The organism is Catenibacterium sp. CAG:290, from assembly GCF_000437715.1.
Lineage (GTDB): Bacteria > Bacillota_I > Bacilli_A > Erysipelotrichales > Coprobacillaceae > Catenibacterium > Catenibacterium mitsuoka_A.
In genome coordinates this window covers 34,320-58,690 of the sequence record NZ_FR898842.1, presented here as the reverse complement: position 1 = coordinate 58,690, position 24,371 = coordinate 34,320, and the positions used below count along the sequence as shown (strand labels likewise).

The 24,371-nt window shown below is 33.8% G+C and carries 25 protein-coding genes, 1 tRNA gene and 1 other annotated feature; of the genes, 6 read left to right on the top strand and 20 right to left on the bottom strand.

From position 1 onward, the window contains the following. Position 1: 1 nt before the first annotated feature. Entirely contained in the window at positions 2-442 is a 441-nt protein-coding gene (gene rpiB / locus QVO42_RS07625; RefSeq protein WP_006506955.1) for a ribose 5-phosphate isomerase B, read from the bottom strand. After that, positions 420-1,040 (bottom strand): L-threonylcarbamoyladenylate synthase, encoded by a 621-nt coding sequence (locus tag QVO42_RS07620; RefSeq protein ID WP_022425532.1) that lies wholly within the window; start codon positions 1,038-1,040, stop codon positions 420-422. The genes rpiB and QVO42_RS07620 overlap by 23 nt, the downstream gene beginning before the upstream one ends. A 189-nt stretch (positions 1,041-1,229) precedes the next feature. Between QVO42_RS07620 and QVO42_RS07615 the strand changes: the two genes are divergently transcribed. Continuing rightward, a complete protein-coding gene (locus QVO42_RS07615; protein WP_022425531.1) occupies positions 1,230-2,150 on the top strand; it encodes an alpha/beta hydrolase in 921 nt (306 codons plus the stop codon). Positions 2,151-2,201: 51 nt separating this feature from the next. Here the strand turns inward: QVO42_RS07615 and QVO42_RS07610 are convergent, their stop codons facing one another. Next, entirely contained in the window at positions 2,202-2,960 is a 759-nt protein-coding gene (locus QVO42_RS07610) for a hypothetical protein (RefSeq protein WP_022425530.1), read from the bottom strand. Positions 2,961-3,131: 171 nt separating this feature from the next. On the opposite strand from QVO42_RS07610, the gene QVO42_RS07605 reads away from it, so the two are divergent. The 4 genes from QVO42_RS07605 (at position 3,132) to QVO42_RS07590 (ending at position 7,508) form a co-directional block, all read left to right on the top strand. Then, a complete protein-coding gene (locus tag QVO42_RS07605; RefSeq protein WP_022425529.1) occupies positions 3,132-5,093 on the top strand; it encodes an ATP-binding cassette domain-containing protein in 1,962 nt (653 codons plus the stop codon). Continuing rightward, complete coding sequence (locus QVO42_RS07600) at positions 5,086-6,747, top strand: ABC transporter ATP-binding protein (protein ID WP_022425528.1); 1,662 nt, start codon at positions 5,086-5,088, stop codon at positions 6,745-6,747. Before QVO42_RS07605 ends, QVO42_RS07600 begins: the two co-directional genes overlap by 8 nt. Positions 6,748-6,985: 238 nt before the next feature. After that, positions 6,986-7,384, top strand: coding sequence for a hypothetical protein (locus tag QVO42_RS07595; protein WP_022425527.1), 399 nt, complete (start codon positions 6,986-6,988; stop codon positions 7,382-7,384). A gap of 48 nt (positions 7,385-7,432) precedes the next feature. Further along, a tRNA-Glu gene (locus tag QVO42_RS07590) sits at positions 7,433-7,508 on the top strand. A gap of 66 nt (positions 7,509-7,574) precedes the next feature. Here QVO42_RS07590 and QVO42_RS07585 read toward each other — a convergent pair. The 16 genes from QVO42_RS07585 to QVO42_RS07510 form a co-directional block, all read right to left on the bottom strand. Next, positions 7,575-8,123, bottom strand: a complete 549-nt coding sequence (locus QVO42_RS07585) for a DJ-1 family glyoxalase III (protein WP_006506239.1) — start codon at positions 8,121-8,123, stop codon at positions 7,575-7,577. Positions 8,124-8,127: 4 nt separating this feature from the next. After that, a complete protein-coding gene (locus QVO42_RS07580; RefSeq protein WP_022425526.1) occupies positions 8,128-8,811 on the bottom strand; it encodes a tRNA threonylcarbamoyladenosine dehydratase in 684 nt (227 codons plus the stop codon). Further along, the gene (locus tag QVO42_RS07575; protein ID WP_195921123.1) at positions 8,811-9,650 is read right to left on the bottom strand and encodes a tRNA 2-thiocytidine biosynthesis TtcA family protein; all 840 of its coding nucleotides are present in this window, start codon (positions 9,648-9,650) and stop codon (positions 8,811-8,813) included. The genes QVO42_RS07580 and QVO42_RS07575 overlap by 1 nt, the downstream gene beginning before the upstream one ends. Positions 9,651-9,768: 118 nt before the next feature. Next, positions 9,769-10,719, bottom strand: coding sequence for an N-acetylmuramoyl-L-alanine amidase (locus QVO42_RS07570; RefSeq protein WP_022425524.1), 951 nt, complete (start codon positions 10,717-10,719; stop codon positions 9,769-9,771). A 67-nt stretch (positions 10,720-10,786) separates the two neighbouring features. Beyond that, positions 10,787-11,641: an acetylglutamate kinase gene (argB, locus tag QVO42_RS07565; RefSeq protein WP_022425523.1), complete on the bottom strand. Its 855-nt coding sequence runs from the start codon at positions 11,639-11,641 to the stop codon at positions 10,787-10,789. Then, on the bottom strand, positions 11,641-12,855 hold the full coding sequence (gene argJ / locus QVO42_RS07560) for a bifunctional glutamate N-acetyltransferase/amino-acid acetyltransferase ArgJ (RefSeq protein ID WP_022425522.1): 1,215 nt from the start codon (positions 12,853-12,855) through the stop codon (positions 11,641-11,643). Before argJ ends, argB begins: the two co-directional genes overlap by 1 nt. A 10-nt stretch (positions 12,856-12,865) precedes the next feature. Beyond that, complete coding sequence (gene argC / locus QVO42_RS07555) at positions 12,866-13,903, bottom strand: N-acetyl-gamma-glutamyl-phosphate reductase (protein WP_202976633.1); 1,038 nt, start codon at positions 13,901-13,903, stop codon at positions 12,866-12,868. Next, positions 13,887-15,269: an argininosuccinate lyase gene (gene argH / locus QVO42_RS07550; protein ID WP_022425520.1), complete on the bottom strand. Its 1,383-nt coding sequence runs from the start codon at positions 15,267-15,269 to the stop codon at positions 13,887-13,889. Before argH ends, argC begins: the two co-directional genes overlap by 17 nt. Before the next feature lie 11 nt (positions 15,270-15,280). Beyond that, positions 15,281-16,504: an argininosuccinate synthase gene (locus QVO42_RS07545; protein ID WP_022425519.1), complete on the bottom strand. Its 1,224-nt coding sequence runs from the start codon at positions 16,502-16,504 to the stop codon at positions 15,281-15,283. Between the two features lie 116 nt (positions 16,505-16,620). Then, positions 16,621-16,826, bottom strand: a binding site (T-box leader). Positions 16,827-16,924: 98 nt separating this feature from the next. Further along, positions 16,925-17,353, bottom strand: a complete 429-nt coding sequence (locus QVO42_RS07540; RefSeq protein WP_022425518.1) for a hypothetical protein — start codon at positions 17,351-17,353, stop codon at positions 16,925-16,927. A gap of 195 nt (positions 17,354-17,548) precedes the next feature. After that, positions 17,549-17,665: a rubredoxin-like domain-containing protein gene (locus QVO42_RS07535; protein WP_022425517.1), complete on the bottom strand. Its 117-nt coding sequence runs from the start codon at positions 17,663-17,665 to the stop codon at positions 17,549-17,551. A gap of 101 nt (positions 17,666-17,766) precedes the next feature. Next, a complete protein-coding gene (locus tag QVO42_RS07530; RefSeq protein WP_022425516.1) occupies positions 17,767-17,958 on the bottom strand; it encodes a FeoB-associated Cys-rich membrane protein in 192 nt (63 codons plus the stop codon). A 29-nt stretch (positions 17,959-17,987) separates the two neighbouring features. Next, a complete protein-coding gene (locus tag QVO42_RS07525) occupies positions 17,988-18,335 on the bottom strand; it encodes a heavy-metal-associated domain-containing protein (protein ID WP_022425515.1) in 348 nt (115 codons plus the stop codon). 6 nt (positions 18,336-18,341) lie between these two features. Then, the gene (gene feoB, locus QVO42_RS07520) at positions 18,342-20,465 is read right to left on the bottom strand and encodes a ferrous iron transport protein B (protein WP_022425514.1); all 2,124 of its coding nucleotides are present in this window, start codon (positions 20,463-20,465) and stop codon (positions 18,342-18,344) included. Between the two features lie 2 nt (positions 20,466-20,467). Next, positions 20,468-20,689: a FeoA family protein gene (locus QVO42_RS07515; protein ID WP_022425513.1), complete on the bottom strand. Its 222-nt coding sequence runs from the start codon at positions 20,687-20,689 to the stop codon at positions 20,468-20,470. Between the two features lie 12 nt (positions 20,690-20,701). After that, the gene (locus tag QVO42_RS07510; protein WP_006505528.1) at positions 20,702-20,911 is read right to left on the bottom strand and encodes a FeoA family protein; all 210 of its coding nucleotides are present in this window, start codon (positions 20,909-20,911) and stop codon (positions 20,702-20,704) included. Positions 20,912-21,074: 163 nt separating this feature from the next. Between QVO42_RS07510 and QVO42_RS07505 the strand changes: the two genes are divergently transcribed. Then, positions 21,075-21,437 carry a metal-dependent transcriptional regulator gene (locus tag QVO42_RS07505; protein ID WP_022425512.1) on the top strand — a complete coding sequence of 121 codons (363 nt, stop codon included), beginning with the start codon at positions 21,075-21,077 and terminating at the stop codon, positions 21,435-21,437. Between the two features lie 180 nt (positions 21,438-21,617). On the opposite strand, the gene QVO42_RS07500 is transcribed toward QVO42_RS07505, so the two are convergent. Next, positions 21,618-24,197, bottom strand: coding sequence for a cation-translocating P-type ATPase (locus tag QVO42_RS07500; RefSeq protein WP_022425511.1), 2,580 nt, complete (start codon positions 24,195-24,197; stop codon positions 21,618-21,620). Between the last annotated feature and the right edge of the window lie 174 nt (positions 24,198-24,371).

Sequence of the window (24,371 nt, the reverse complement as noted above, 5' to 3'; positions counted from 1 at the left end):
CTTACTCCTTTTCTAAAGCCATCATTTTTTCAATTCTCTTAACATGTCTTCCACCTTCAAAATCAGTATGAAGCCATGCATTAAGAATTTCAACAGCGAGTCCTTCTCCAATAACTCTCTGTCCCATTGCAATCATGTTAGTATCATTATGAGCTCTTGTCGCTTTTGCACTAAATACATCATGACATAATGCGCAGCGGATACCATCTACCTTATTACATGTAATTGATACACCAATGCCTGTTCCACAAACAACGACACCTTTCTCACATTCTCCTGATGCAACAGCTTTAGCTGCCTTAGATGCATAATCAGGATAATCACAAGAGTCTTCAGTATAAGTACCATAGTCTACAACTTCATAACCCTGTTTCTTCATTTCATCAATAAGAACATTCTTTAAACGTAATCCACCATGATCACAAGCGACTGCAATTTTCATAATATACCTCCTCGATTTCTTCTTTGGTAATTAAACCTTCTCTTAGTATTCTCACATCACCTTGACTTAAATCCACGACTGTAGATGCAGTTGCCGAAGCAGTCTGTCCTCTGACAACCATATCAATCTGTCCATCAAGCTGTGCAAGTACTTCTTTTTCGTTTGTTGTATTCCCTTGACCAGATAAATTAGCACTTGTTACTGATAAAGGCCCTGTCTGATCAATGAGTGACAAAACGAAAGAACTGTCTGGGATTCTAATACCTATTGTATCTTTTCCACTAACATGTCTCGAATCCACACTATCCAGTCTTTTTAATACGATTGTCATTCTACCTGGCATAAACTTATCAATCACTCTCTGGGTACCCTCGTCTACTAAGCCATACTTCTTTACATCATCTTTTTTTGACAACATAAGAGTCACTGCTTTATTCGGGTTACGTTTCTTGATTTCCATAATTCTATCAAGACCCTTCAAATCATCGAATAAGCAGGCAACGCCATAAACAGTTTCCGTAGGAAATGCAACAATCTTCCCATCTCTTACTGCACTTACTAATAAATCCATCTGTTCTGGTCCTATAACCTGTGTCATTAAAATCACCTCATATCGGTATTATTCTAACACAAAAACTTTCTTAAAAACATATATTTATCGCTTTCCAACATACCCTTTTCTACTTACAAATTCATATATCTGTCAATTATTTATTCAAACTTGATTGTTTGTATATGAATTCTTCACAGAATATCTTATATAATAAATAAAAGGAGGCATTTTTTCGTGAAAAAGAAGAATGTAGTTATTGGTACAATAGGCGCAGTAGCTGCGGCATCTGCCACTTATCTTGCAGCAGGGCGCATTGCGATAGAAAAAGTATGTACAAGATGCAAAAAAGAAAAAGTAGGATTAAAACATCCAATAAGTGAAGATGATAAACAATGGCTAGATCATCAGACATTTATTGATATGGAAATCACTTCTTATGATGGATTAAAGCTAGAAGGGCAGTTCCTTCCTTATCCTGATTCTAATAAATTAGTAATCTGTGTTCATGGATTCCATTCTTACCATTATCGTGAGTTTGCATATTATATTCGTTTCTATCATGAACTTGGTTATAATATCCTTCTTCCAGATAATAGAGCGCATGGACAATCAGAAGGACATTATATTGGTTTTGGATGGCTTGACCGTTTAGATATATTAGAATGGATTAAAAAAATGGAAGAGTACTTCCATAATGAACCTATGAGCATTGTCTTACATGGTATATCCATGGGTGGGGCAACAGTCCTCATGGTAAGTGGTGAAGAATTATCTGATAATGTGAAAGCTATTGTCGCTGATTGCAGCTATACAAGTGCTTATGATGAATTCAAATACTACTTAAAGAATAAAGGATGTCCACCATTCTTATTACTTCCTAGTGCTACATTATTATCTAAAAAGACAGTAGGGTATAACTTCAAACAGGCCAGTGCAGTCAATCAAGTCAAGAAGTCTAAAACACCTACATTATTTATACATGGTAACCAGGATCACTTTGTGCCTACTTACATGGCATTAGAACTCTATAATGCCTGTCAGGCAGAAAAGAAATTACTTATTGTGAATGATGCTGCACATGGTGAATCTTATCATAAAGAGAAGAAACTTGTTCAAAGCAATATTACTCATTTCTTAGAGAAATATGTAGGCTGATTATTATGGCGTAGCTGACCAATAGAAAGTTGATTTATGTCTTGACAACGGTCATTTCATAACAGTTTTTGTATCTAATGTATATGTATGATATTGAGGATTCCAAGCTGGAATGGTGTCACTTTCAGTAAATGTAAGATTTCCACTTTCCATTGGAAGCATTCTATAGACTAACTTGCGATTTGTAGTATAGATACATTTGAGTTGATTATTTTTTAAACGATAAATATGCGTATTAGGTGCAATATACTTACTTCCCTTACCCGCATTTGCATCTTCTAATGCCTGATCTTCTTCTTTTTGATTACTTGCACATAGATATAAATCATGATTGAAAACATCATAGACCATATGATCAAAATCTAAATCCTCTTCTGCCTTAATCTTACTGAACTTCTTTGTTTCTATATTATAACGATAAGGCTTGAGTAATCTTTGACCTTTTTCTACGCCTAATACATAGATATTATTCTCTACAGGAATAATCTGATTCATTGCAATAAATCCACCAGACAACTTTTTAGATTTCTTTGTATCAAGATCATAAGTATACAGATGATCGCCACTATTATCTTCTTCAGCATAATATACAGCATTATTAGACTTAGAATAAATACCAAGTGGATTAGAAGAAGTATACTTTTTAGTCACTTTCTTAGTAGATAATGAATATTCATAGATATTCACTACTACGTTCCCTTTCTTATCATATCCACTCGTTGTAATAGATAGATAACGTTCTTTATTTGTTTTACAGCCCGTTAATACAAAAATACAGAGTACCACCAACAATTGAATTAACTTTTTCATAGCCATTCCTCCTTCTTATTCAATTGGAATACCTCTTCATATATATTATATATGTTTGTTTATAACACATACAATCACAAAACACCCTTTGAGTAATCTGTTGTTTTTTTGTTTACAGATTATATAATTATGTTAGCGCTAACATACTTTTATAAAAAGAGGTGAACTTCTATGATTGAATTAAAAAACTTTACATACAAAACAAATAAAATTCTTTTCGATGGTGCATCTTTCAAAGCCCCTTCTACTGGAATGATAGGTATCGCAGGTGAGAGTGGCTGTGGAAAAACCACCTTCTTAAAAATCATCTCTAAACAGATTCATCTAGACTCTATGGTGAATGATGCCACTTCTATATTCTATGGAAACCAGGATGCATTATTAAAAAAAGACCTTACCATTATTCAACAATTTGAATTAATAGAATCTGTATACAATAGAGAGCATGATCAAAATACAATAGATGAACTATTCAACAGTTTAAATATTAAAGCCAGCTTATCACAGAAATATGATTCTTGTTCCTTAGGTGAAAAGAAAAGAATAATGATAGCCTTAAGTGTTTATTCTAATAGTCCTTGTATTATATTAGATGAGCCTCTATCTTCTGTAGATTATGAAGATAAGCATTCCATTATGAAATTATTAAAAGAATATAGTCATAACCGTGTTATTATTCTTACTATTCATGATGAAGAATTTGATGAATATTTGGATATTAAGTATTTAATTGAGAATCTTCAATTTACTCGTATCAAAGATAATGAAAGTAATGGCGAACCACTTTCAGTGACTCATGAATTTACTCCCAAAAGAATTGCACATGTAAAAAGTAAGAAAGAAAAGTTCAGCATCCTCTTATATGCTTTGTTGTGTTTAGTTATTATCAATATGACTTTATATTCTGGTATTGAGTTATATATGACAAACAAGAATACAGCATCTATGATGGATAACTTAACTAGTAAAATTATCTATACAGGAAAAGAATACATTACAAGAAATGAATTACCTTCTGGTTATAAGTTCATGGAATATGATCAAGGATTTTCTATGACTCCTCAAGAAATACAATCTATTCAAGCTATCAAAGGAGTTAAAAGTATAACAAGCTATTATCAGTTCCCAACTCGTAATTATGATACAAGAAATGATGAGGATGATAATTTAATTGCATATATGTCAGTCAAGGGAAGAGAATATTCTACTGATGACAACGTTTTTGTATCAAGCTATATAAAAGGTCAGTTTGGTAATAAAAACAAAAATTATATAAGCGAAGGTCTTATAAAAACGTTAGAATTGACTGATTCAGATTTTCCTATAACCATGAAAATGGATATAGGTGTACCTGTATGTTCTACTGAATATAATGGCACTATGCGATATGGTGATCAAAATGGATTACAGAAAAAATCTTATGATGTAATTGAACGACATCCTGTTTATCAGAAGAAAAGAGTATCTATTAAAATCTATGGTGTCATCAAATCAAATGAAGATCAGGATGACTTCACAGGAAATAACGCATTAAAAGTCTATTTAAACAATGACTTTGCGAACTCTATTATAAATAAATATCGTACAACTAATGTTTCAATTAGTTTATATGAAGATCTAAATGAACATATTGTTGATTATGTTCCTGCAACTTATGCAGTAGAGTGTAAAAATGCAAGTTATGTAGATCAGGTAAGAAATGGGCTCAATAAGATATCTCCAAACATCGTTACTTATATACAGAGTGACGATTATAAACAAACAGCAAAGATGCGTCAAAAGGATTCTAAAAATACAAAGACTATGATTCTCATCTATACTGTTGTGGGTCTTATTGCCTATGTTGTTTTCTTAATCCTCTATAATAAATCAAGAGAATATATAAGATATCGAGAACTTGATTTAAATGAGAAACAGATTCAATCCATCCATATGGTTGATATACAGTTTATGTCTACATTCCTGTTTATAACTGTTCTTCTTTCCTTCTGTCTAAGACTATTCTCATCGAGTGAATTTGCATTAGTAAGTAATTCAATCAAGATGATTATAGGTTTAGTAAGTGCTGTTGTGACTACATTTGTCTTCTATATTACAAATAAAAGAATGGTAACGAGTACGGATCATGATTGATATTAAACATCTTTCTATCACATTTGATAGAGTGATTTTTGATGATGCAAGCATCACCTTATCTAACAACAGCATTACTACAATCAAAGGAAAAAGTGGTACAGGTAAAACAACCTTATTGAATCAATTAGGACTTGTAGCCCCTTTAGCCTGTGATTATTTAATCGAGGGTCATTCTATTGATGACCCTCTTACTACAAGGAAAGAAAAGATCGGTTATGTACATCAAGAAAGTACATTATTCAATAACATGAACATTAGAGAGAATATGGAATTCGCATTCCTACTCTCCGGGCAGGAATATAACGAAACTAGAATGAATGATATTCTATGTTCTATGAAGATAGAACATCTACTCAATCAGACACCTGATCATGTATCAGGAGGAGAAAGACAACGTGCAGCTATCGCCTTTGCATTAATGAAAGATCCTTCTCTCCTTCTTTTAGATGAACCAACTGCTTCTCTAGATTCTATTAACTGCAAGTTATTAATAGAACTACTGAGTGATTATATTCATACACATCCAGTATGCGTTCTTATCGCAACACATGATAAACGTATTATTGATTATGCAGATGATCTCTATGAGATTCAGAATCATAAAATAGTACCTATCAAAAAGAGTATGATAGAAGAACTAGAAACCACTTCTATTAATAGAAAACCACAAAACTATTTATCTTATTACAAAAAGCATCTTATACGTTCTTCTAAAATCCTATATATACTTTTTGGTTTGATTCTTTCTATGACTATAGGTATATTAGGATATCGTACATACTATTCACATGAGATTAATGCGATACAAGAGAAACTACTAGATATACGCCTCTATTATGGAAATAACAGTAAGAATGCTTATGATTCTATTACTGAGCCCATTAGAATGGATATAAGAAGAGACCTCAATGAAATAGAACATATTCATATCACTCCATTCTATGAAACAGTGACTGACACTTTGATTGTACAATCTTATACCGGTGATATAATCAAAGCATCTCGTACAATCAAGAATTTAGGTAAAGACATCACCATCAATAATCATACTTTTCATGTTTCATCCTACATAAACAAAAAGAATACTATTTCTTCTCAAGGAGATGATGTACTCTATCTTCCTGAAGCTCTATATAGGAAATACTTTGAGATTGATGATGTAAAGATGTTACTTGTGAGAGTGGATGATGCACAATATATATCTAGTATTCTTTCACAAATCAATGATATAGATTCTCACTTAACAGTATATTCTAATGTGAATCTTGATCACCTCACTCAGATTAATTCTAGAATGATGAATAGTTTAATGATGTTAATATGTGCGATATTTATTATCATGTTGATTATTCTAATCTATCATCGTCAAAAGACGATTGATTCCAATAAGGATGAATACTTCTTCCTATATGAGAATGGATTAAGTATTAAAGAGTTAAAATCTCTTGCACGATATGATTATGTTTACTACTACGTATTCTATTTAATCATACTACTAATCATAAGTATCTTTATGACTTTCATGATGCATATACCTATTATTCTCTATGCATGCTTATTATGGTTCTTCAGCATTCTACTAGAAGAATTTATTACTACACTATGCATTCATAAGGTTGGAAGACTTGATCAACCCAATTATAATAAGTGATCAACTAAATTGAAACAATCAACCATCTCTTCTTTTAAGAGACAAGCAAAATATATAAAGAGTTGTTCCAAAAGTTAATAGTTCAAAAAAAGGGGCTGTAACGAATAGATAGAATTTACTACTACCTTGAGCGTTACAGCCCCTTTTTCTTCGCTCTACTAGACGGTAGTTACTCCCTGTCAAACTTCTCTTGCAATTTCTTATTAAAGTTCTAATATAAAGACAAGGAGGTATACATATGAAGAAGATACTATTATTACTATGTCTCTTATTATGTGCATGTAGTGCTCAAACTGATATAAAGGACTATACAGTCATTTATAAGAATAAAGAGGTTTATCCTGGTGTGAGTGCATCAAAGATGTCAGATGCTTTATTTGATTCTAATATTCAATATTCAGAAAAGGATGGAAAAATCCAAACAATCACTCTCTTTACTAAGAAGTATAAACTTAAGAATAATATTACTGTTGGGACTGATTATTCTACAGTAAAGCATACTTATTCTTCTCCTACTTCTAACCATTACAATAACGGAAAAGGTACTATAACCTATAAATATAAAGAGAAGAATATACAAATTAAGTTTACCTTTAAAGACAAAAAAATTTCTGCATTTTCATTATCAAAATATTAAAATAACTATTGACGTATTCGTTTCTCCTATGATATACTCAATTCCGCTGGCCGGTTGGAGAAACGGTTAACTCACATGCCTTTCACGCATGCATTCACGGGTTCGAATCCCGTACCGGTCACCATATTAAATACTACGATCCTTCGGGATCGTTTTTTTTATACCTAAATAAAAAAAGATAGCACAAAGGCTATCTATATAAATCATACAACATTCCATGCTTAAGACTTGATGAATCAATACCTAATACATCTAAAAGCTTATAGGCAAACGCAAATGCTGTGGCTGGTCCTCTACTTGTAATAATATGACCATCTACAACCACTTCTTCTTCAACATATTTACCTGCTTTTAAATAGCTTTCTATTTCTTCTCCTGGATAAGAAGTGACTTTCTTATTAGTGATTACACCTGCTTTACCTAGAGCCATAGGTCCTGCACATATAGCGGCAATATATCTTTCTTCATGATCATATTTCTTAATGAGTGAAATAATACGATCATCATCTCTTAAGGTCCAAGCACCTGCTCCTCCAGGAATCACAATCATATCATAATAATCCATGTCTGTAAGTGTCTTATCGGCACGTACAGGAATGTTTCTAGAAGAAATGACAACCTGCTCCTCTTTAATAGAAACAGTGTCTACATCCACCTCTGCACGTCTTAAGATATCTACTACACCTAAGGCTTCTACTTCTTCAAAACCATCTGCCATTAAAACTGCAACTTTAGCCATACTATTATCCTCCTATCAATGATTGAAACACATATCCTGCAATCATTAATCCTGCACTCGCTGGCACAAACACACTACTACCTGGTGTTCTCTGTCCTGTCTTTGCAGGAATCTCATCTGAACAAGCAACTAAACACTTCTTAATTCTTCTTGCTTTTAATTCTCTTCTCATTACTTTCGCAAGAGGATCAATCTTTGTCTTATAGATATCAGTAATCTGTAAGTGAGAAGGATCAAGCTTATTTCCTGTACCCATAGAAGAGATAATAGGTACATTCAATTCTGTACATCTCTTAATCAATTCTATCTTTGCAGTTACTGTATCAATTGCATCAATTACATAATCATATTGAGATAAATCTATTGTATCAGCATTCTCTGGTAAATAAAATGTATCAAACGTATTTATATTTAAATTTGGATTAATATCTAACATACGTTCTTTAATAATATCTACTTTCTTCTTGCCTACTGTAGAATGTAAGGCAATGATCTGTCTATTGAGATTTGTGATATCCACTGTATCATGATCAAATACATCAATTGTTCCTATACCAGAACGAACCAATCCTTCAATGACATAGCCTCCAACACCACCACAGCCAAACACTGCAACATGTTTAGTCTTCATGATATCAATAGACTCATTACCTGCTACCCATCTTAATCTTGTAAACTGATCATCCATTATTCCTGCTCCTTATAGAAATCTAAGAAACTCTTCTTTGATTCATCCCAGTCAGTATAGGCAATAATTGTTTTAAGATTGACATTTTCTACACTCTTAAAGATATTCTGTTCCACTTTAGGATTGATTTCTCTTAGTTTCTTAATCAACATCTTAGTTTCTGCACGTTTAGATGTATGTTCAATTTCTCCACGTGCTTCAGACTCTTCTGTAAAACGACATGCACACTGTAAGAATTTTAAATTAAACTTCTCAGCCCAGGCAATAATATCTTCTTCATGAATCAAATACATAGGGCGAATTAATTCCATACCTTTAAAGTTCTTACTATGAAGTTTAGGCATCATAGTCTGAATCTGAGCCCCATACATCATACCCATTAATATTGTTTCTATGACATCTGAATAATGATGGCCTAACGCAATCTTATTACATCCTAATTCCTGTGCTCTATTATATAAGAACCCTCTACGCATTCTTGCACATAAATAACATGGATTCTTTTCTATCCCATGTACGACATTGAATATATCTGACTCATAGAACTGAATAGGAATACCTAGCTTTTCCGCATTCTCTTCAATCAATTTTCTATTGGCAGGATTATAGCCTGGATCCATACAGATGAACTCTAAATCAAAATGAAACTTACCATGTCTCTGTAATTCCTGTAATAGCTTCGCAAGAAGCATTGAATCCTTCCCACCTGAAATACATACCGCAATCTTATCACCAGGTTCAATGAGTTCATAATCCTGAATACCCTTAATAAATCTACGCCATAAAGGTTTTCTAAAGTTTGTAATAATACTACGTTCTATCGCTTTAATGTTATCCATTGTTTCACCTCTAGTTCCTACTAAATACATAGGAATATACTCTAAAATTCAAGGTTATCCTCTAAGGATAACCTTATCAAGAAATATTATAAACAGTTAATAGGCATAAATGCAATTATTATCGACCAAAATACGCATCAATACCATTCGCAATACCTTCCGCAATTTTCTGCTGGAAATCACTGTTATTTAACTTTCTATCTTCATCACCATTAGAAATGAATCCCATCTCAAGTAAGCAGACAGGTGTCTTACACCAGTTGATTCCACTTAAATCATTACGTGCTGCCATTCCTCTATTTCTAATACCTGTTGTACTACAATAATGATTCAGTACTGTTCTTCCTAAAGATTGTGAAGCAGACACATTACCTGCACTCATATAAGGATTTCCATTAGCTGGTTCCTGTACACTTGCACCAGTCACACCGCTATTACCAATACCATCACAATGTAATCTAATAAAAGCACCAGCACCTGCATTATTAGCCATTTCAGCTCTTTCTCTATTAGAAATATTTACATCATTGGTTGTACGGATCATAACAACCTTATACCCTCTAGACTGTAATACATCTCTTAGTTTCAAACTCACATTAAGAGTAGTCTGGTATTCAGGAATACGTGTGGCAGTTCCTGTTGCTCCACCTGCGACCTTAGCCTTTTGTGTTGAAGCGCCAGGACCAATAGGTTCCAATTGTGAATTACCTCTCGCCTGATGTCCTGCATCAATAGCAACCACATTATTATTTATCGCAACAGGTGCCTGTTGTCTTTTTACTTCTTCCTGTCTTTTAGCTTCTTCAGCTGCTTTCTTCTGTTCTTCTAACTTCTTCTGTTCCTCTAGTTTTTTCTGTTCTTCTAATTTCTTCTGTTCTTCTATTTGTTTCTGTTCTTCTAGTTTCTTAGCTTCTTCTTCCTTTTTCTTTTGTTCTTCTAGTTTCTTAGCTTCCTCTTTCTTTTTCTTTTGTTTCTCTACTACTGCAGTATCTTTCTTTTTTGTCTCTTTTGTAGTACCACATGCCACAAACAATATACTACATAATAATAAGCATAATAATCTTTTCATCGTTTCCTCCTTATCTTTAATAATATACTATTTTAGAGGTAAAAAAAAGATAACAGATGTAACTCTGTTATCTTGTGAATAGTGTCCCACTACCATCCTTAGATAATATTTCAATAAGAATAGAATGTGGAATACGACCATCAATAATGACTGCTTTTGACATATTGCCTTTTAATGCATGAGTAATACAATCCACTTTAGGAATCATACCTCCTGCAATAATACCTTCTGCTTTTAAGTTTTCTACATCCTGGATAGATACCTCTGGAATCAATGTCTTTTCATCATGAGGATCTCTTAATAAACCAGGAATATCACTAACTACAATCAAGTTTTCTGCTTCTAGACTATCTGCAATAGCTGCTGCTGCATAATCTGCATTCACATTATAACTATGACCTTCATCATCCATTGCGATAGACGCAATAACTGGAATATATCCACTCTTGATTGCATCCTTAATGATTTCATTATTTACGTTTGTGACAGTACCTACATAACCTAATTCATCTTTAATCTTCTTCGCCTCTAATAACTTATTATCAATACCACAAAGACCTACTGCACGGCCTCCCCCATTCATAATCAGCTTTACAAGATTTTTATTGACTTTACCAGCTAATACTTCCTGTACGATATCAATTGTTTCTTCATCAGTATAACGTAACCCATCAATAAACTTTGATTCTATACCAGAACGTTTTAATGCTTTATTGATTTCAGGGCCCCCACCATGAACCAATACCACATTAATACCAACTAAAGTCATTAGACATATATCAGAAATGACATTGTTCATCAATTCTTCATTGATCATCGCATTTCCACCATATTTTACTACTACTGTCTTACCATTGTATTCCTGTAAATAAGGAACAGCTTCAGATAAGATTTTTGCTCGATATATTTCTCTTTCTTCCATTATGTTCTATATTCCCCATTAATTTTTACATAATCATAAGTTAGATCACAGCCCCACGCTGTTGCATCCCACATACCATCATTTAAATCAATATTAATATCAATCTCATCTTCAGATAAGACCTTTAATGCTTTGTCTTCATCAAAGATAACACCCATGCCCTTCTCACAAACATGAATATCTCCTGCAGATGAAGCTAATGTCACAGATACTTTGTTGATGTCTAGATCAGCATCAGAATAACCAATAGCGCATAAGATACGACCCCAGTTCGCATCTCTACCAAACATCGCTGCTTTAAATAAAGTAGAAGTGATGACACTCTTTGCGACAATCTTGGCATCCTGTAATGTCTTCGCATTCTTGACATTGCATGTAAGAAGTTTAGTGGCTCCTTCACCATCTTTCGCAATACCACGAGACAATTGTTCACAAATATGATATAACGCATCCTTCATAATATTATAAGACTGGTCCTTTAAGACAATCTTATTATTCTGTGCCATACCATTTGATAATACACATAACATATCATTAGTAGATGTATCCCCATCAACACTGACCATATTAAATGTATCATCTACAACTTCATGTACCATTGCTTCTAGACATTCTTTAGAGATGGCTACATCACTTGTGACAAAGGCAAGCATTGTTGCCATATTTGGATGAATCATACCAGAACCCTTTGCGATAGCTCCAATATGACATTTAACATTACCTAATTTAAATTCTACTGCATATTCTTTAGGCTGTGTATCAGTTGTCATGATTCCATAACATGCATCATGAGACCCATCTACATTTAATCCCTTTACAAGTTCTTTCATATGATTTTTAAAAGGATCAATAGACATAGGCTGACCAATAACACCAGTAGAAGCGACAATAATATCATCTTCCTTTAAACCTAATTCCTTTGCAGCTAAAGCACATACTTCATTTGCAAGCTCAATACCATTCGCATTACATGTATTCGCATTACCTGAGTTACAGATAATTGCTCTTGCACGACCATTCTTTAAATGCTGCTTTGTAACTGTCAAAGGAGCACCTTTTACTTTATTTTGTGTATATGTTGCAGCTGCTGTACATAACTCTTCACTCACAATAAGAGATAAATCCTTCTTAGATTTATTCTTTCTCATTTCTGCATGAATACCATTTGCGCTAAATCCTATTGGTGCACAAACACCACCAAGTATATCTTTCATAACATCCTCCTTAAAATGATGGAGCGACAAGATTTAAACCTGTATTCTCATCGAGTCCATACATAATATTCATATTCTGTACTGCCTGACCAGCAGAACCTTTCACCATATTATCAATTGTAGACACTACAATTAATGTATGATCACGTTCATCCATATGTAATGAAATATCACAATAGTTAGATGCTTTCACAAACTTTAAGTCTGCGACCTGTCCAAGAGGTAATACTCTCACAAACTGTTCATCCTTATAAGCTTCTACATATGTTTCATAGATTTCTTCTAGAGACTTATCTACAGGAACATAAATAGTAGAAACAATACCACGGTCTACAGGAAGTAAATGAGGGACAAATGTGATATGTACATCTTTTTCATTCATCTTACTTAATTCCTGTTCAATTTCTGGTGTATGTCTATGTACACCTACTTTATAAGGATGGAACGATTCATTACATCTTGGGAAATGCATACCATCACTTAAGTTCTTACCAGCACCTGTTGTACCTGATGCTGAATCAATAATAATCTTCTGTGATACATTGAGCTTATTCTTTAATAAAGGATAAAGACCTAATGTAATAGTTGTAGGATAACAACCAGGATTTCCAATAATAGTGGCATCCTTGATCTTATCTCTATTGACTTCAGGTAAACCATATACCTGATTCTTATGAAGTTCTGGCAAGTTATAATCTAAACCATACCATTTCTGATAATCTTCTTCTTTATCAAGTCTGAAGTCAGCCCCTAAATCAATAAACTTCTTACCCTTTTCTACACATGTCTTGGCATACTTTTCAGATAAGCCATGAGGAAGAGATGCAAAAATAATATCTGCTTTCTCAATGACTTCTGTATCTTCAATAAACTCTAAATCACATACCTGATAGAAGTTAGGATAAAGATCATAAATCTTCTTACCAGTATAGCTATGTGAAGAAATAGCTGTTACTTCTGCTTCAGGATGCATTAATAAGATTCTTAATAGTTCACATCCTGCATAACCACTTGCACCAATAATACCTGCTTTAATCACAATATCCACTCACTTTCTGATTGATTCTATGAATATTCTCCATCTCAATTTTAGGAGAAGGTCCACCAACAACTGCTCTGTTGTTAAGACATGTTTCTAATGAAATAGCCTGATAAACATCTTCACCAAACATATCTGTATAACCTGTATAAACATCTAGAGGAAGTGTTTCTAATGTTTCTCCATGTTCAATACAGTATCTTACAAGTTCCCCAGTAATCTTATAAGCATCTCTAAATGGCATACCCTTCTTAGTGAGATAATCTGCACAATCAGTCGCATTAATAAATCCTCTTGCAGCAGCATCTCTCATCTTATCTTTATGAACAGTAATAGTTGCCATCATATCTGTAAAGACTGGAAGACAAAACTTAACTTCATCAATTGCATCAAATAAAGCTTCTTTATCTTCCTGCATGTCTTTATTGTAAGCAAGAGGGAGTCCCTTCATCATTGTAAGTAATGTATTCACATCACCAATGACTCTTGCACTCTTACCTCTTACTAATTCTGCAATATCTGGATTCTTCTTCTGAGGCATAATAGAAGAACCTGTTGCATAGGCATCATCAAGATCAATGAATTTGAATTCCCATGAACACCATAGAATCACTTCTTCTGAGAATCTTGATAAATGCATCATGATTGTGGCTAAGGCACTTGATAACTCAATCGCATAATCACGATCACTCACACCATCCAAAGAGTTATACATAATATCATACATACCTAATTCTTCTGCCACAAATGGTCTATCTAATGGATAAGTTGTTGTTGCAAGTGCACCACTTCCTAGAGGTGATACATAAAGTCTCTTATCAACATCTTCTAAACGATCAATATCTCTTAAGAACATTGATGCATAAGCCATTAAATGATGTGCAAAAGTAATAGGCTGTGCTCTTTGTAAGTGTGTATATCCTGGCATGATTGTATCAAGGTTGTGTTCAGCTAAATCTGTTAATGTATGAATCAGGTTCACTAACATTTTCTTGATTTCTAGAATTTCATCATGTGCATATAAACGAAGATCTAATGCAACCTGATCATTTCTAGAACGTCCTGTATGTAGTTTTTTACCAGCTACTGGATAACGTTTTGTGAGTTCACTTTCCACAAACATATGAATATCTTCAGCTTCAGGATCAAAGAGGAGTGTACCCTCTTCAATCTCTTTTAAAATTGCATTTAAACCTTCTACAATCTCTTCATAATCTTTCTCTTCAATAATACTCTGTTTACATAACATCTTTGCATGAGCAAGAGATCCTCTGATATCCTGCTCATACATACGATGATCGAATGAAAGAGATGAATTGAATGCATTCACTTCATGATTTAATTCTTTAGAAAATCTACCTTTCCACAATACCATATCTTAAACTCCTATTTCTTTTTCTTCTGATCTAACTTAGCTTTTACCTTAATTGGTAAACCGTATAATGTGATGAATCCTTTCGCATCATACTGATCATAATCATCATCTTCATCAAATGATGCTGTCTGTAAATCATGTAATGTATCTGGAGATGTTACACCAGCGCCCACGATATTACCCTTATATAATTTAAGTTTAACATCACCATTTACGTTTTCCTGAGTCTTATCTACAAATGCAAGCAATGCTTCAGTAAGAGGTGTATACCACTGACCGTTATAGATATTATCAGCAAGCTTTAAGCTTACCTGCTGTTTGAAATGCTGTGTTTCTTTATCTACAGTAATTTCTTCTAGGTTCTGATGTGCTGCATATAAAATAGTTCCACCTGGTGTTTCATATACACCTCTTGATTTCATACCAACAAGTCTGTTTTCAACCATATCTGCGATACCAACACCGTTCGCACCACCGATTTCATTTAACTTAGCTAACATTTCTACTGGTTCAAGCTTTTCACCATTCAATGCAACTGCAACACCCTTTTCAAAAGTTAAAGTGATATATGTTGGAACATCTGGTGCCTTTTCTGGTGAAACACCCATTTCTAGGATTTCATCATACTTAGGTTCATTAGCTGGATCTTCAAGATCTAAACCTTCATGAGATAAATGCCATAAGTTCTTATCTTTAGAGTAGTTTGTTTCTCTGTTGATCTTTAGAGGAATCTTTCTTGCTTCCGCATATTCGATTTCTTCTTCTCTTGATTTAATATCCCATTCTCTCCAAGGAGCGATAATAGGCATATCTGGTGCAAATGCTTTAATAGCTAATTCAAATCTTACCTGGTCATTACCTTTACCAGTACATCCATGACAGATTGCATCTGCACCTTCTTCTAAAGCGATATCTACTAACTTCTTCGCAATAATTGGTCTTGCAAGAGAAGTACCTAACATATATTTACCTTCATATAATGCATTGGCTTTAACTGCTTCAAAACAGAAATCCTTAACAAATTCAGGTTTACAATCTACACAAATATATTTAGAAGCACCTGTCTTTGCAGCCTTTTCATCAAGACCATCAAGTTCTCCAGCACCCTGTCCCACATCAGCAGCAACTGCAATAACTTCACAGCCATAATTTTCCTTTAACCAAGAAATAATAATTGAAGTATCTAATCCTCCACTATAAGCTAATACAACTTTCTTAAATGTTTTCTTTTCCATAATTTTCTTCTCCTTTAAATGTTTGATGTTTTATTTTAATGCCCCACTACTTAACTAGATCGTCGTTCCTTCATATCAAACACCCCTTTAATAAACAAAAAACGCCTCTGGATTAATCCAGAGACGTATATAAACGCGGTACCACTCTAGTTGCTTGTATCATACAAACCACCTCTTCATTAACGCAGATTCACGTTCTGTTATACTCAATTCCAACAGACTCTCCCGAGTGCGTTTCTCTTATATCTTCCTGATGACCTTCCACTCTATGTCATCTCGCTGTAGGTGATTGTAAGATACTCTTCTCGTTCATCGATTTGTTTATTTAACTTGGGTCTATAATACAATCACTTTATTACTTTGTCAATAATTTTTCTTGAAATATAAACAAAATTATTTATTTTCTGTTTTTCGTAAATTTTAACTCTTATTCGTGATTTTTTTCATTTTCGCAATATATACAGGTTTACCATCATATTGATCATAGCTAGAAATATAAACAGTTTCTTCACCTAAGTAAACTGCAATATCTAACTGTTTTTCACCTTCATAAAGGTTGTATTTGATGAGTGCTTCAGGAACTTTTTCTTTCTCATCTTTTGATAGTTCAACCTTCTTATACTGGATATTCTGATACTTTAAATCACTTTCAAATGTACATGCATCTTTATTGATTTCATAAACAAGATACGCATTATAAGCATCCTTCTTCTTTATGTAATCCTTCTTATTCGCATATACGATTTTCTCTTGTTTGTACTGTCCATAGCTGTCTTTGAGTGACATAGGTTCTGCAGGTGAGCAGGCACATAACATCATTGTCACTAATAAAATTAATATTTTCTTCATATTCACCTCTCCATTCCACTCTACTATATCATATCAAACAACTAAATAAATCAAACCTAATCAAAATACACAACACTTACATATTCTTTAAAAAACTAGGTGTATTCCCTGCCAGATTAAAAGGCTGTAACGAACAGATAGTATTGACTACTACCTTAAGCGTTACAGCCTTTTTTGCTTTGAAAAATAATTATATTATTCTTCTACTTTTTCAAATTCTTCTGGTCCTACACCACATAGTGGACATACATAATCTTCAGGTAATTCATCACCTTCATACACATATCCACATACTTTACATACCCATTTCATATTAGTTTCCTCCTTTCGTATATAGTAATTATTACTACTTATACTATAGTCCTTTTGAGATATAATTCAATGAATATGCTCAAACTAAAAAAAGAAGAACACTAAGCGTGCTCTTCTTTACGCATCTCTTCACGATACATTTTATAGAGATCAGCATGACATAGATCATTTGTGCCACATGTATTACAATTATGTCCACAGACACCTATGCCTTTTTTCTTATTTTTATATATAGTTCTAAGGACAAGACAAATCCAGATAACTAATAAAATACTTACTATAATTGTACCCATACTATCTCCTCCTTGCTTCTATTATACAATTATCTTGGCATATAACCAAGTTTGATGATCATCTGTTTATATGTTTCTAGATCAGGTTGATTCATAGAAAGAATAGTGATTTCTTTCTTATTCATGTTTACTGATGCAAGATATTCTTTATGTTGATTAAACGCATTTTCTATTGTTGCTGCACAGTTCTTGCAGAACATATCGTCAATATGAAGAATAGTACGATAGGGATAAAGATTTTTATCCTTATCCCCCGTACCTATTTTCTTTATTTGATCGTGTTCACCACAACATCCTGACTGTAATGTCTTCTTGTAGTGAAGAACACCTATAATGAGCAACACAACAACAATAGCCGCAACTATGATGTTACCCATAATTGATTAAGCTCTCTGTGTCTTTAATTCTGGTTTAGGTGCTGGTCTTACAATGAAGTAGATCATGACTAAAATACATACGATTGATAGAATCTGACCTAATCCGAATGTTGCACCATAGAATAACCATGAACCTAACTGATAAGTGATCATAGCTAATACATAACCTAATACCAACTGGTATAATACGGCGAACCATCCCCAGAACTTAGAACCCATTTCTCTCATGATTGTACCAATAGCGGCAATGCATGGTGGATCGAATAAGTTCAAAATCATGAATGAGAAGCCACCCATTGCAGAGAAAGTATTCACCATAGCATGAATTGCCTTCGCACCTGAATCTGCATCACCCATATGATTTAAGATAGAGATAGTAGAAATAGCCTGTTCCTTAGCAGCTAATGCTGAAATAACAGCTACTGAACCTTTCCAGTTTTCAATACCTACTGGTGCGAATAATGTTGCAAATACATGACCAATAGAGGCTAACATTGAGTTTTCAACTTCAACCATCTGGAATGAGAAGTTAAATGTAGATAATAACCATACTATGATACAAATACTAAAGATAATAGTACCTGCTTTAATCATGAATGCTTTTGCACGTTCCCAAACATGGATGAATACACCTCTTAATGTAGGAATATGGTATGCTGGTAATTCCATTACGAATGGTGCTGGATCACCTGCAAAGAAACGAGTCTTCTTTAATGCGATACCTGATAAGATAATAACTAAAATACCTAAGAAATACATTGCTGGCGCAATCCAAATGTTGCCTGGGAAGAATGCTGAAGTGATCATACCAATAATAACAGTCTTCGCACCACAAGGAATAAATGTACATAATAGAATAGTCATTCTTCTATCTGATTCATTTTCAATAGTACGTGTACCCATAACGGCTGGAACACCACATCCTGTACCAATTAAGATAGGGATGAATGATTTACCAGATAAACCGAATTTACGTAATAGTCTATCCATAATGAATGCAATTCTTGCCATATATCCTGAATCTTCAAGAATAGCTAAGAATAAGAAGATCAGTGCCATCTGTGGTACGAAACCTAATACTGTACCAACACCAGCGATAATACCATCATTAATTAAGCTGATTAATGGAGCTGCACAACCAATTGATTTAAGGAAAGTTTCTACTGCAGGTGGAATGATTTCTGTAAATAATACATCGTTAACCCATCCAGTCATCCAGTCACCTACTGTAGATACTGAGATGTAATAAACAAGCCACATAATTAATACAAAGATTGGTAAAGCTAAGAATCTGTTAGTGACAATCTTATCAATCTTATCTGATGTAGATAATGTCTGATGTGGATTCTTCTTTGTAAGAACCTTATTAATAGAATTCTTAATAAAAGTATATCTCTGGTTTGTGATAATAGATTCTGAATCATCATCCATTTCATTTTCACAATCCGCAATATGACCTTCGATTTCATTTAATACTGCCTGATCTAATTTAAGTTCAGCCAATACCTTTTCATCTCTTTCAAATACCTTAACCGCAAACCATCTTAACTTAGATGCATCTACTTTGTTTTCAATTGATTCTTCAATATGTGCCAAAGCATGTTCTACTGAACCAACGAATACATGAGGATGTTCTGATACCTTATGGTTATGTGCAAGCTTAATTGCTTCTTCAGCCACTTCCTGAGTTCCTTTATTCTTTAATGCAGATAAAGTGACTGCTTTACAACCAAATAACTGACCTAACTGATCTAAGTCAATCTTATCACCCTTCTTTTCGATGATATCATACATGTTGACAGCTAAAACCATAGGAATACCTAATTCAGCTAACTGAGTTGTTAAATATAAGTTTCTTTCTAAGTTAGTTCCATCAATGATATTAATGATTGCATCAGGTGTTTCATTAATTAAATATCTTCTTGTAACCACTTCTTCAAGTGTATAAGGAGATAATGAATAAATACCAGGTAAATCCTGGATAGTTACATCTTTATGACCTTTTAGTTTCCCATCTTTCTTTTCAACTGTAACCCCTGGCCAGTTACCAACATACTGAGTACTACCAGTCAGTGCATTGAATAACGTTGTTTTACCAGAGTTAGGGTTACCCGCTAACGCTATCTTCATAACTATTCCTCCACTTCAATCATCTGCGCATCTGCTTTACGCAAAGATAATTCATAACCACGTACTGTAATTTCTACTGGATCTCCTAAAGGTGCAACTTTTCTTACATAAACACTCTGTCCTTTGGTTAAACCCATATCCATAATTCTTCTTTTTACTGGACCTGTACCAGTTACTTTTTTAATAGTTACTGTTTCGCCCACTTTTACATCTTTTAAGTTCATGTTACGCCTCCCTTAAAACAATATACGATTCGCCATCTGTTCAGAAAGCGCAATCCTACTACCTTTCACATTACAAATAATTCCGTTATCCACTTTACTGATAATAGTCACTTCCCCATCTACCACAAAACCAAGTTCTGCTAGATGATTCTTTACTTTATCAGTTCCTGTAATACGTCTAATAATGACTGTATCTCCAGGATTTGCCATACTAATTGGCATATAATCCGCCTCCTCAGATGATTAGACTAAACTAATTAGCCTTTTCTAACTTCAATGTTAGTATAGACTTACTGTTTTTATATGTCAACAAAAATATTAGTAAAGCCTAACTTTTTCATTATTTGAATTTTTATGCTATAATGATGTAAATGAGGTGAATAAAATGAGTGAATCTACAGAAATGTACTTAGAAACTATATTAGTTATTCAGAAAAAGAAAGGACATGTGCGTTCCATTGATATCGCCCGTGAAATGAATTTCTCTAAACCTACTATTTCACAACAGATGAAAAGATTAAAAGAGAAGGAACTCATCAACATGGATGAAGATGGTGCCATTACATTAACAGACGCTGGTGCTAAGATTGCGAATATGATATTTGAAAGACATACTGAATTAAGAAATATCTTAATTCATATTGGTGTTAGTGAATCTACTGCTTCACAGGATGCATGTCGTATCGAACATTATATTTCACCAGAAACTTTTGAAGCTTTAAAAGCTTATTTTAAAAATAAGATTTAAATAAAAAAATCACAGGTGTGTGCCGTCCTGTGATTTTTTTATGTCCTCTGTTTAAAGGAACTGAGAATATGAAAGGATATGTTGTGTTTAGTAAAGGGTTAGCCTTTACTAACTAAATAATACTACTCATATGAGATAAATGCAATAGAAACAGTAAAAAAAACACCTACAATGCAGGTGTTAACGTTTATCGAAACGTTTAGAGATTTCTACGATTGGAATAACTGAGAATGCAAGTAATGCTGCAATCGCGAAATGAGATGGATCAAGAGGCACTAAACTAAATAAATGAGAAAGAGGTGTAAAGATGATGGCTAACTGTAATACAAGACCTAAAGCTGTTGCACCCCATAAATACTTATTGTTGAATACTTGTTTATTAAATACTGAATGATGACTCTTTACGTTAAAAGCATGACATAATTCAGCACCTGACATTGTGATAAATGCCATAGTCATCGCATATTCATGATTACTGAAATACTGACCAATTGAATAAGAAACTAAAGTAAGTAAACCTACCACAACACCCTGCCAGATGACTTTCACCATTAAGCCATTCGCAAAGAAACCTTCATCCTTTTCTCTTGGTTTTCTATCCATGATATCATCTTCAACTGGTTCTAAACCAATCGCAAAGGCTGGTAAAGCATCTGTGATGAGGTTAATCCATAATAAATGAATAGGTAATAGTGGAACACCAAATCCCCAAGAAGGATTAATTAACGCAATAATAGAAGCTAAGAAGATTGCAAGTACTTCACCAATATTACTTGATAATAAGAACTGTACATCCTTCTGGATATTATCAAAAATACCACGGCCCTGTTTAATAGACTGAATAATAGTCGCAAAGTTATCATCTGTTAGGATCATAGTGGCAGCATTCTTCGCAACATCTGTACCTGTAATACCCATAGCACAGCCAATATCTGCAGTCTTTAAGGCTGGTGCATCATTGACACCATCCCCTGTCATAGCGACAATCTTATTCTTTGATTTCCATGCTTTGACGATATTTACTTTATGTTCGGGAGCCACACGTGCATAAACACTATATTTTTCTACATTCTTTTCTAGTTCTTCCTGAGACATCTGAGATAATTCTTCACCAGAAATAACTTCCTGTCCCTCATTTAAAATACCTAAATCTTTCGCAATGGCAGTCGCTGTTGTCTTATGGTCACCAGTGATCATAATAGTACGCACACCTGCATGCTTAGCAACTCTAATGGCTTCTTTTGCTTCTGGACGAGCCGGGTCAATCATACCTACAAACCCAATAAAGTCCATATCATTTTCTATTTCTTCTACTGTAATGTGAGTAGGCATTGTATCATATGTCTTCACTGCCACAGCTAAAACTCTTAATGCATCTTTAGCCATTTCATCATTGGCAGTCATAGCCTGGTCACTATCTACATCACGACATCTATTTAAGATCACATCAGGTCCACCTTTAGTAATAGACACATAATGATCTCCATCCTTCACAATAACACTCATCATCTTACGATCAGAATCAAAAGCTAATTCTCCTACACGTGGATGCTTTTCCATGAGTGCTTTCTTTTCAAAGTTCATCTTTTTACTTGCTTCTACTAGTGCAACTTCAGTAGGATCACCTAGTACCTTACCATCATCAATAGAAGCATCAGAACATAGAGTAAATGCATTCAACATATCAACAGTCTTAGAATCTGCATCTCCTAAGTCTTTTACTTCATCACCATCTAAGTAAGTCTTTAAGATAGTCATCTTATTTTGTGTTAATGTACCTGTCTTATCAGAACATACAATAGAAGTACTACCTAATGTTTCTACTGCAGGTAGTTTACGAATAATGGCATGCTGTTTAACCATTTTAGTCACACTAACAGCTAAGACAATAGTAACAGTAGCTGCAAGTCCTTCTGGTACAGCTGCAACAGCTAACGCAACAGCTGTCTTAAATGATTCTAACCAGCTAATACCGCTCAATGATTCAAGAATAAATACAATCACACAGATTACAATACAAAGTAATCCAATTGTTTTACCTATTTCATTTAATTTAACCTGTAAAGGTGTTAATTCCTTTTCACTCGCATTTAACATGCCAGCAATCTTACCTACTTCATTCTTCATACCAGTAGATGTCACTATTGCTTTACCACGACCATAAGTGACTACTGTAGAAGAGAAGACCATATTTGTCTGGTCCCCAATCACAACATCCTGACTAATAGGATCAGTTGTCTTTTCTACAGGAACAGATTCACCTGTTAAGGCTGATTCATCTACCTTTAAGTTATAAGCTTCAATTAAACGTGCATCACTAGGAATCATATCTCCTGTTTCAAGAATAATAATATCACCAGGCACTAATTCCTTAGAGGCAATAGTCTGTTTCACACCATCTCTTAATACCTTAGATTGTGGTGCAGATAATTCTTGTAATGATTCAAGACTCTTTTCTGCATGACTCTCTAATACAACACCTAGAATCGCATTCATCATTACTACGATTACGATAATAAGAGAATCAATCCAGTCTCCTGGTTCTACAACAATAGATATCACTGCTGCAATAATTAAAATAATAATCATTGCATCCTTGAATTGATCTAGAAAACGTAAAAGAAGAGACCTTTTCTGTGGCTTTTCTAGTTCATTGGTACCATATATGCCTTGTCTCTTCTTTGCTTCAGAAGAAGTCAGTCCCTTTTCAATATTTGTATCTAAAGAGTTTACTACTTCTTCAATTGTTTTTTTATACATTTGTATTCCTCCTTTAATAAAAACAATCGTTTTATTAAAGGTCTCGCTGATCATAAATGACCAAAACAATCCGGTTATGTAAATCATAACGTGTTGACGAACGGTTCTGTAAGAGCTACTCCCCTTTAATTAATTTCATTCTATCAAATTCATATCGCTTGTCAATCATAGAAA

What these genes read in the sequence shown, in the direction of transcription:
- rpiB (WP_006506955.1), bottom strand. Translation starts at nt 442, where the DNA reads ATGAAAATTGCAGTCGCTTGTGATCATGGTGGATTACGTTTAAAGAAT.
- QVO42_RS07620 (WP_022425532.1), bottom strand. Translation starts at nt 1,040, where the DNA reads ATGACACAGGTTATAGGACCAGAACAGATGGATTTATTAGTAAGTGCA.
- QVO42_RS07610 (WP_022425530.1), bottom strand. Translation starts at nt 2,960, where the DNA reads ATGAAAAAGTTAATTCAATTGTTGGTGGTACTCTGTATTTTTGTATTA.
- QVO42_RS07605 (WP_022425529.1), top strand. Translation starts at nt 3,132, where the DNA reads ATGATTGAATTAAAAAACTTTACATACAAAACAAATAAAATTCTTTTC.
- QVO42_RS07600 (WP_022425528.1), top strand. Translation starts at nt 5,086, where the DNA reads ATGATTGATATTAAACATCTTTCTATCACATTTGATAGAGTGATTTTT.
- QVO42_RS07595 (WP_022425527.1), top strand. Translation starts at nt 6,986, where the DNA reads ATGAAGAAGATACTATTATTACTATGTCTCTTATTATGTGCATGTAGT.
- QVO42_RS07585 (WP_006506239.1), bottom strand. Translation starts at nt 8,123, where the DNA reads ATGGCTAAAGTTGCAGTTTTAATGGCAGATGGTTTTGAAGAAGTAGAA.
- QVO42_RS07580 (WP_022425526.1), bottom strand. Translation starts at nt 8,811, where the DNA reads ATGGATGATCAGTTTACAAGATTAAGATGGGTAGCAGGTAATGAGTCT.
- QVO42_RS07575 (WP_195921123.1), bottom strand. Translation starts at nt 9,650, where the DNA reads ATGGATAACATTAAAGCGATAGAACGTAGTATTATTACAAACTTTAGA.
- QVO42_RS07570 (WP_022425524.1), bottom strand. Translation starts at nt 10,719, where the DNA reads ATGAAAAGATTATTATGCTTATTATTATGTAGTATATTGTTTGTGGCA.
- argB (WP_022425523.1), bottom strand. Translation starts at nt 11,641, where the DNA reads ATGGAAGAAAGAGAAATATATCGAGCAAAAATCTTATCTGAAGCTGTT.
- argJ (WP_022425522.1), bottom strand. Translation starts at nt 12,855, where the DNA reads ATGAAAGATATACTTGGTGGTGTTTGTGCACCAATAGGATTTAGCGCA.
- argH (WP_022425520.1), bottom strand. Translation starts at nt 15,269, where the DNA reads ATGGTATTGTGGAAAGGTAGATTTTCTAAAGAATTAAATCATGAAGTG.
- QVO42_RS07545 (WP_022425519.1), bottom strand. Translation starts at nt 16,504, where the DNA reads ATGGAAAAGAAAACATTTAAGAAAGTTGTATTAGCTTATAGTGGAGGA.
- QVO42_RS07540 (WP_022425518.1), bottom strand. Translation starts at nt 17,353, where the DNA reads ATGAAGAAAATATTAATTTTATTAGTGACAATGATGTTATGTGCCTGC.
- QVO42_RS07535 (WP_022425517.1), bottom strand. Translation starts at nt 17,665, where the DNA reads ATGAAATGGGTATGTAAAGTATGTGGATATGTGTATGAAGGTGATGAA.
- QVO42_RS07530 (WP_022425516.1), bottom strand. Translation starts at nt 17,958, where the DNA reads ATGGGTACAATTATAGTAAGTATTTTATTAGTTATCTGGATTTGTCTT.
- QVO42_RS07525 (WP_022425515.1), bottom strand. Translation starts at nt 18,335, where the DNA reads ATGGGTAACATCATAGTTGCGGCTATTGTTGTTGTGTTGCTCATTATA.
- feoB (WP_022425514.1), bottom strand. Translation starts at nt 20,465, where the DNA reads ATGAAGATAGCGTTAGCGGGTAACCCTAACTCTGGTAAAACAACGTTA.
- QVO42_RS07515 (WP_022425513.1), bottom strand. Translation starts at nt 20,689, where the DNA reads ATGAACTTAAAAGATGTAAAAGTGGGCGAAACAGTAACTATTAAAAAA.
- QVO42_RS07510 (WP_006505528.1), bottom strand. Translation starts at nt 20,911, where the DNA reads ATGCCAATTAGTATGGCAAATCCTGGAGATACAGTCATTATTAGACGT.
- QVO42_RS07505 (WP_022425512.1), top strand. Translation starts at nt 21,075, where the DNA reads ATGAGTGAATCTACAGAAATGTACTTAGAAACTATATTAGTTATTCAG.
- QVO42_RS07500 (WP_022425511.1), bottom strand. Translation starts at nt 24,197, where the DNA reads ATGTATAAAAAAACAATTGAAGAAGTAGTAAACTCTTTAGATACAAAT.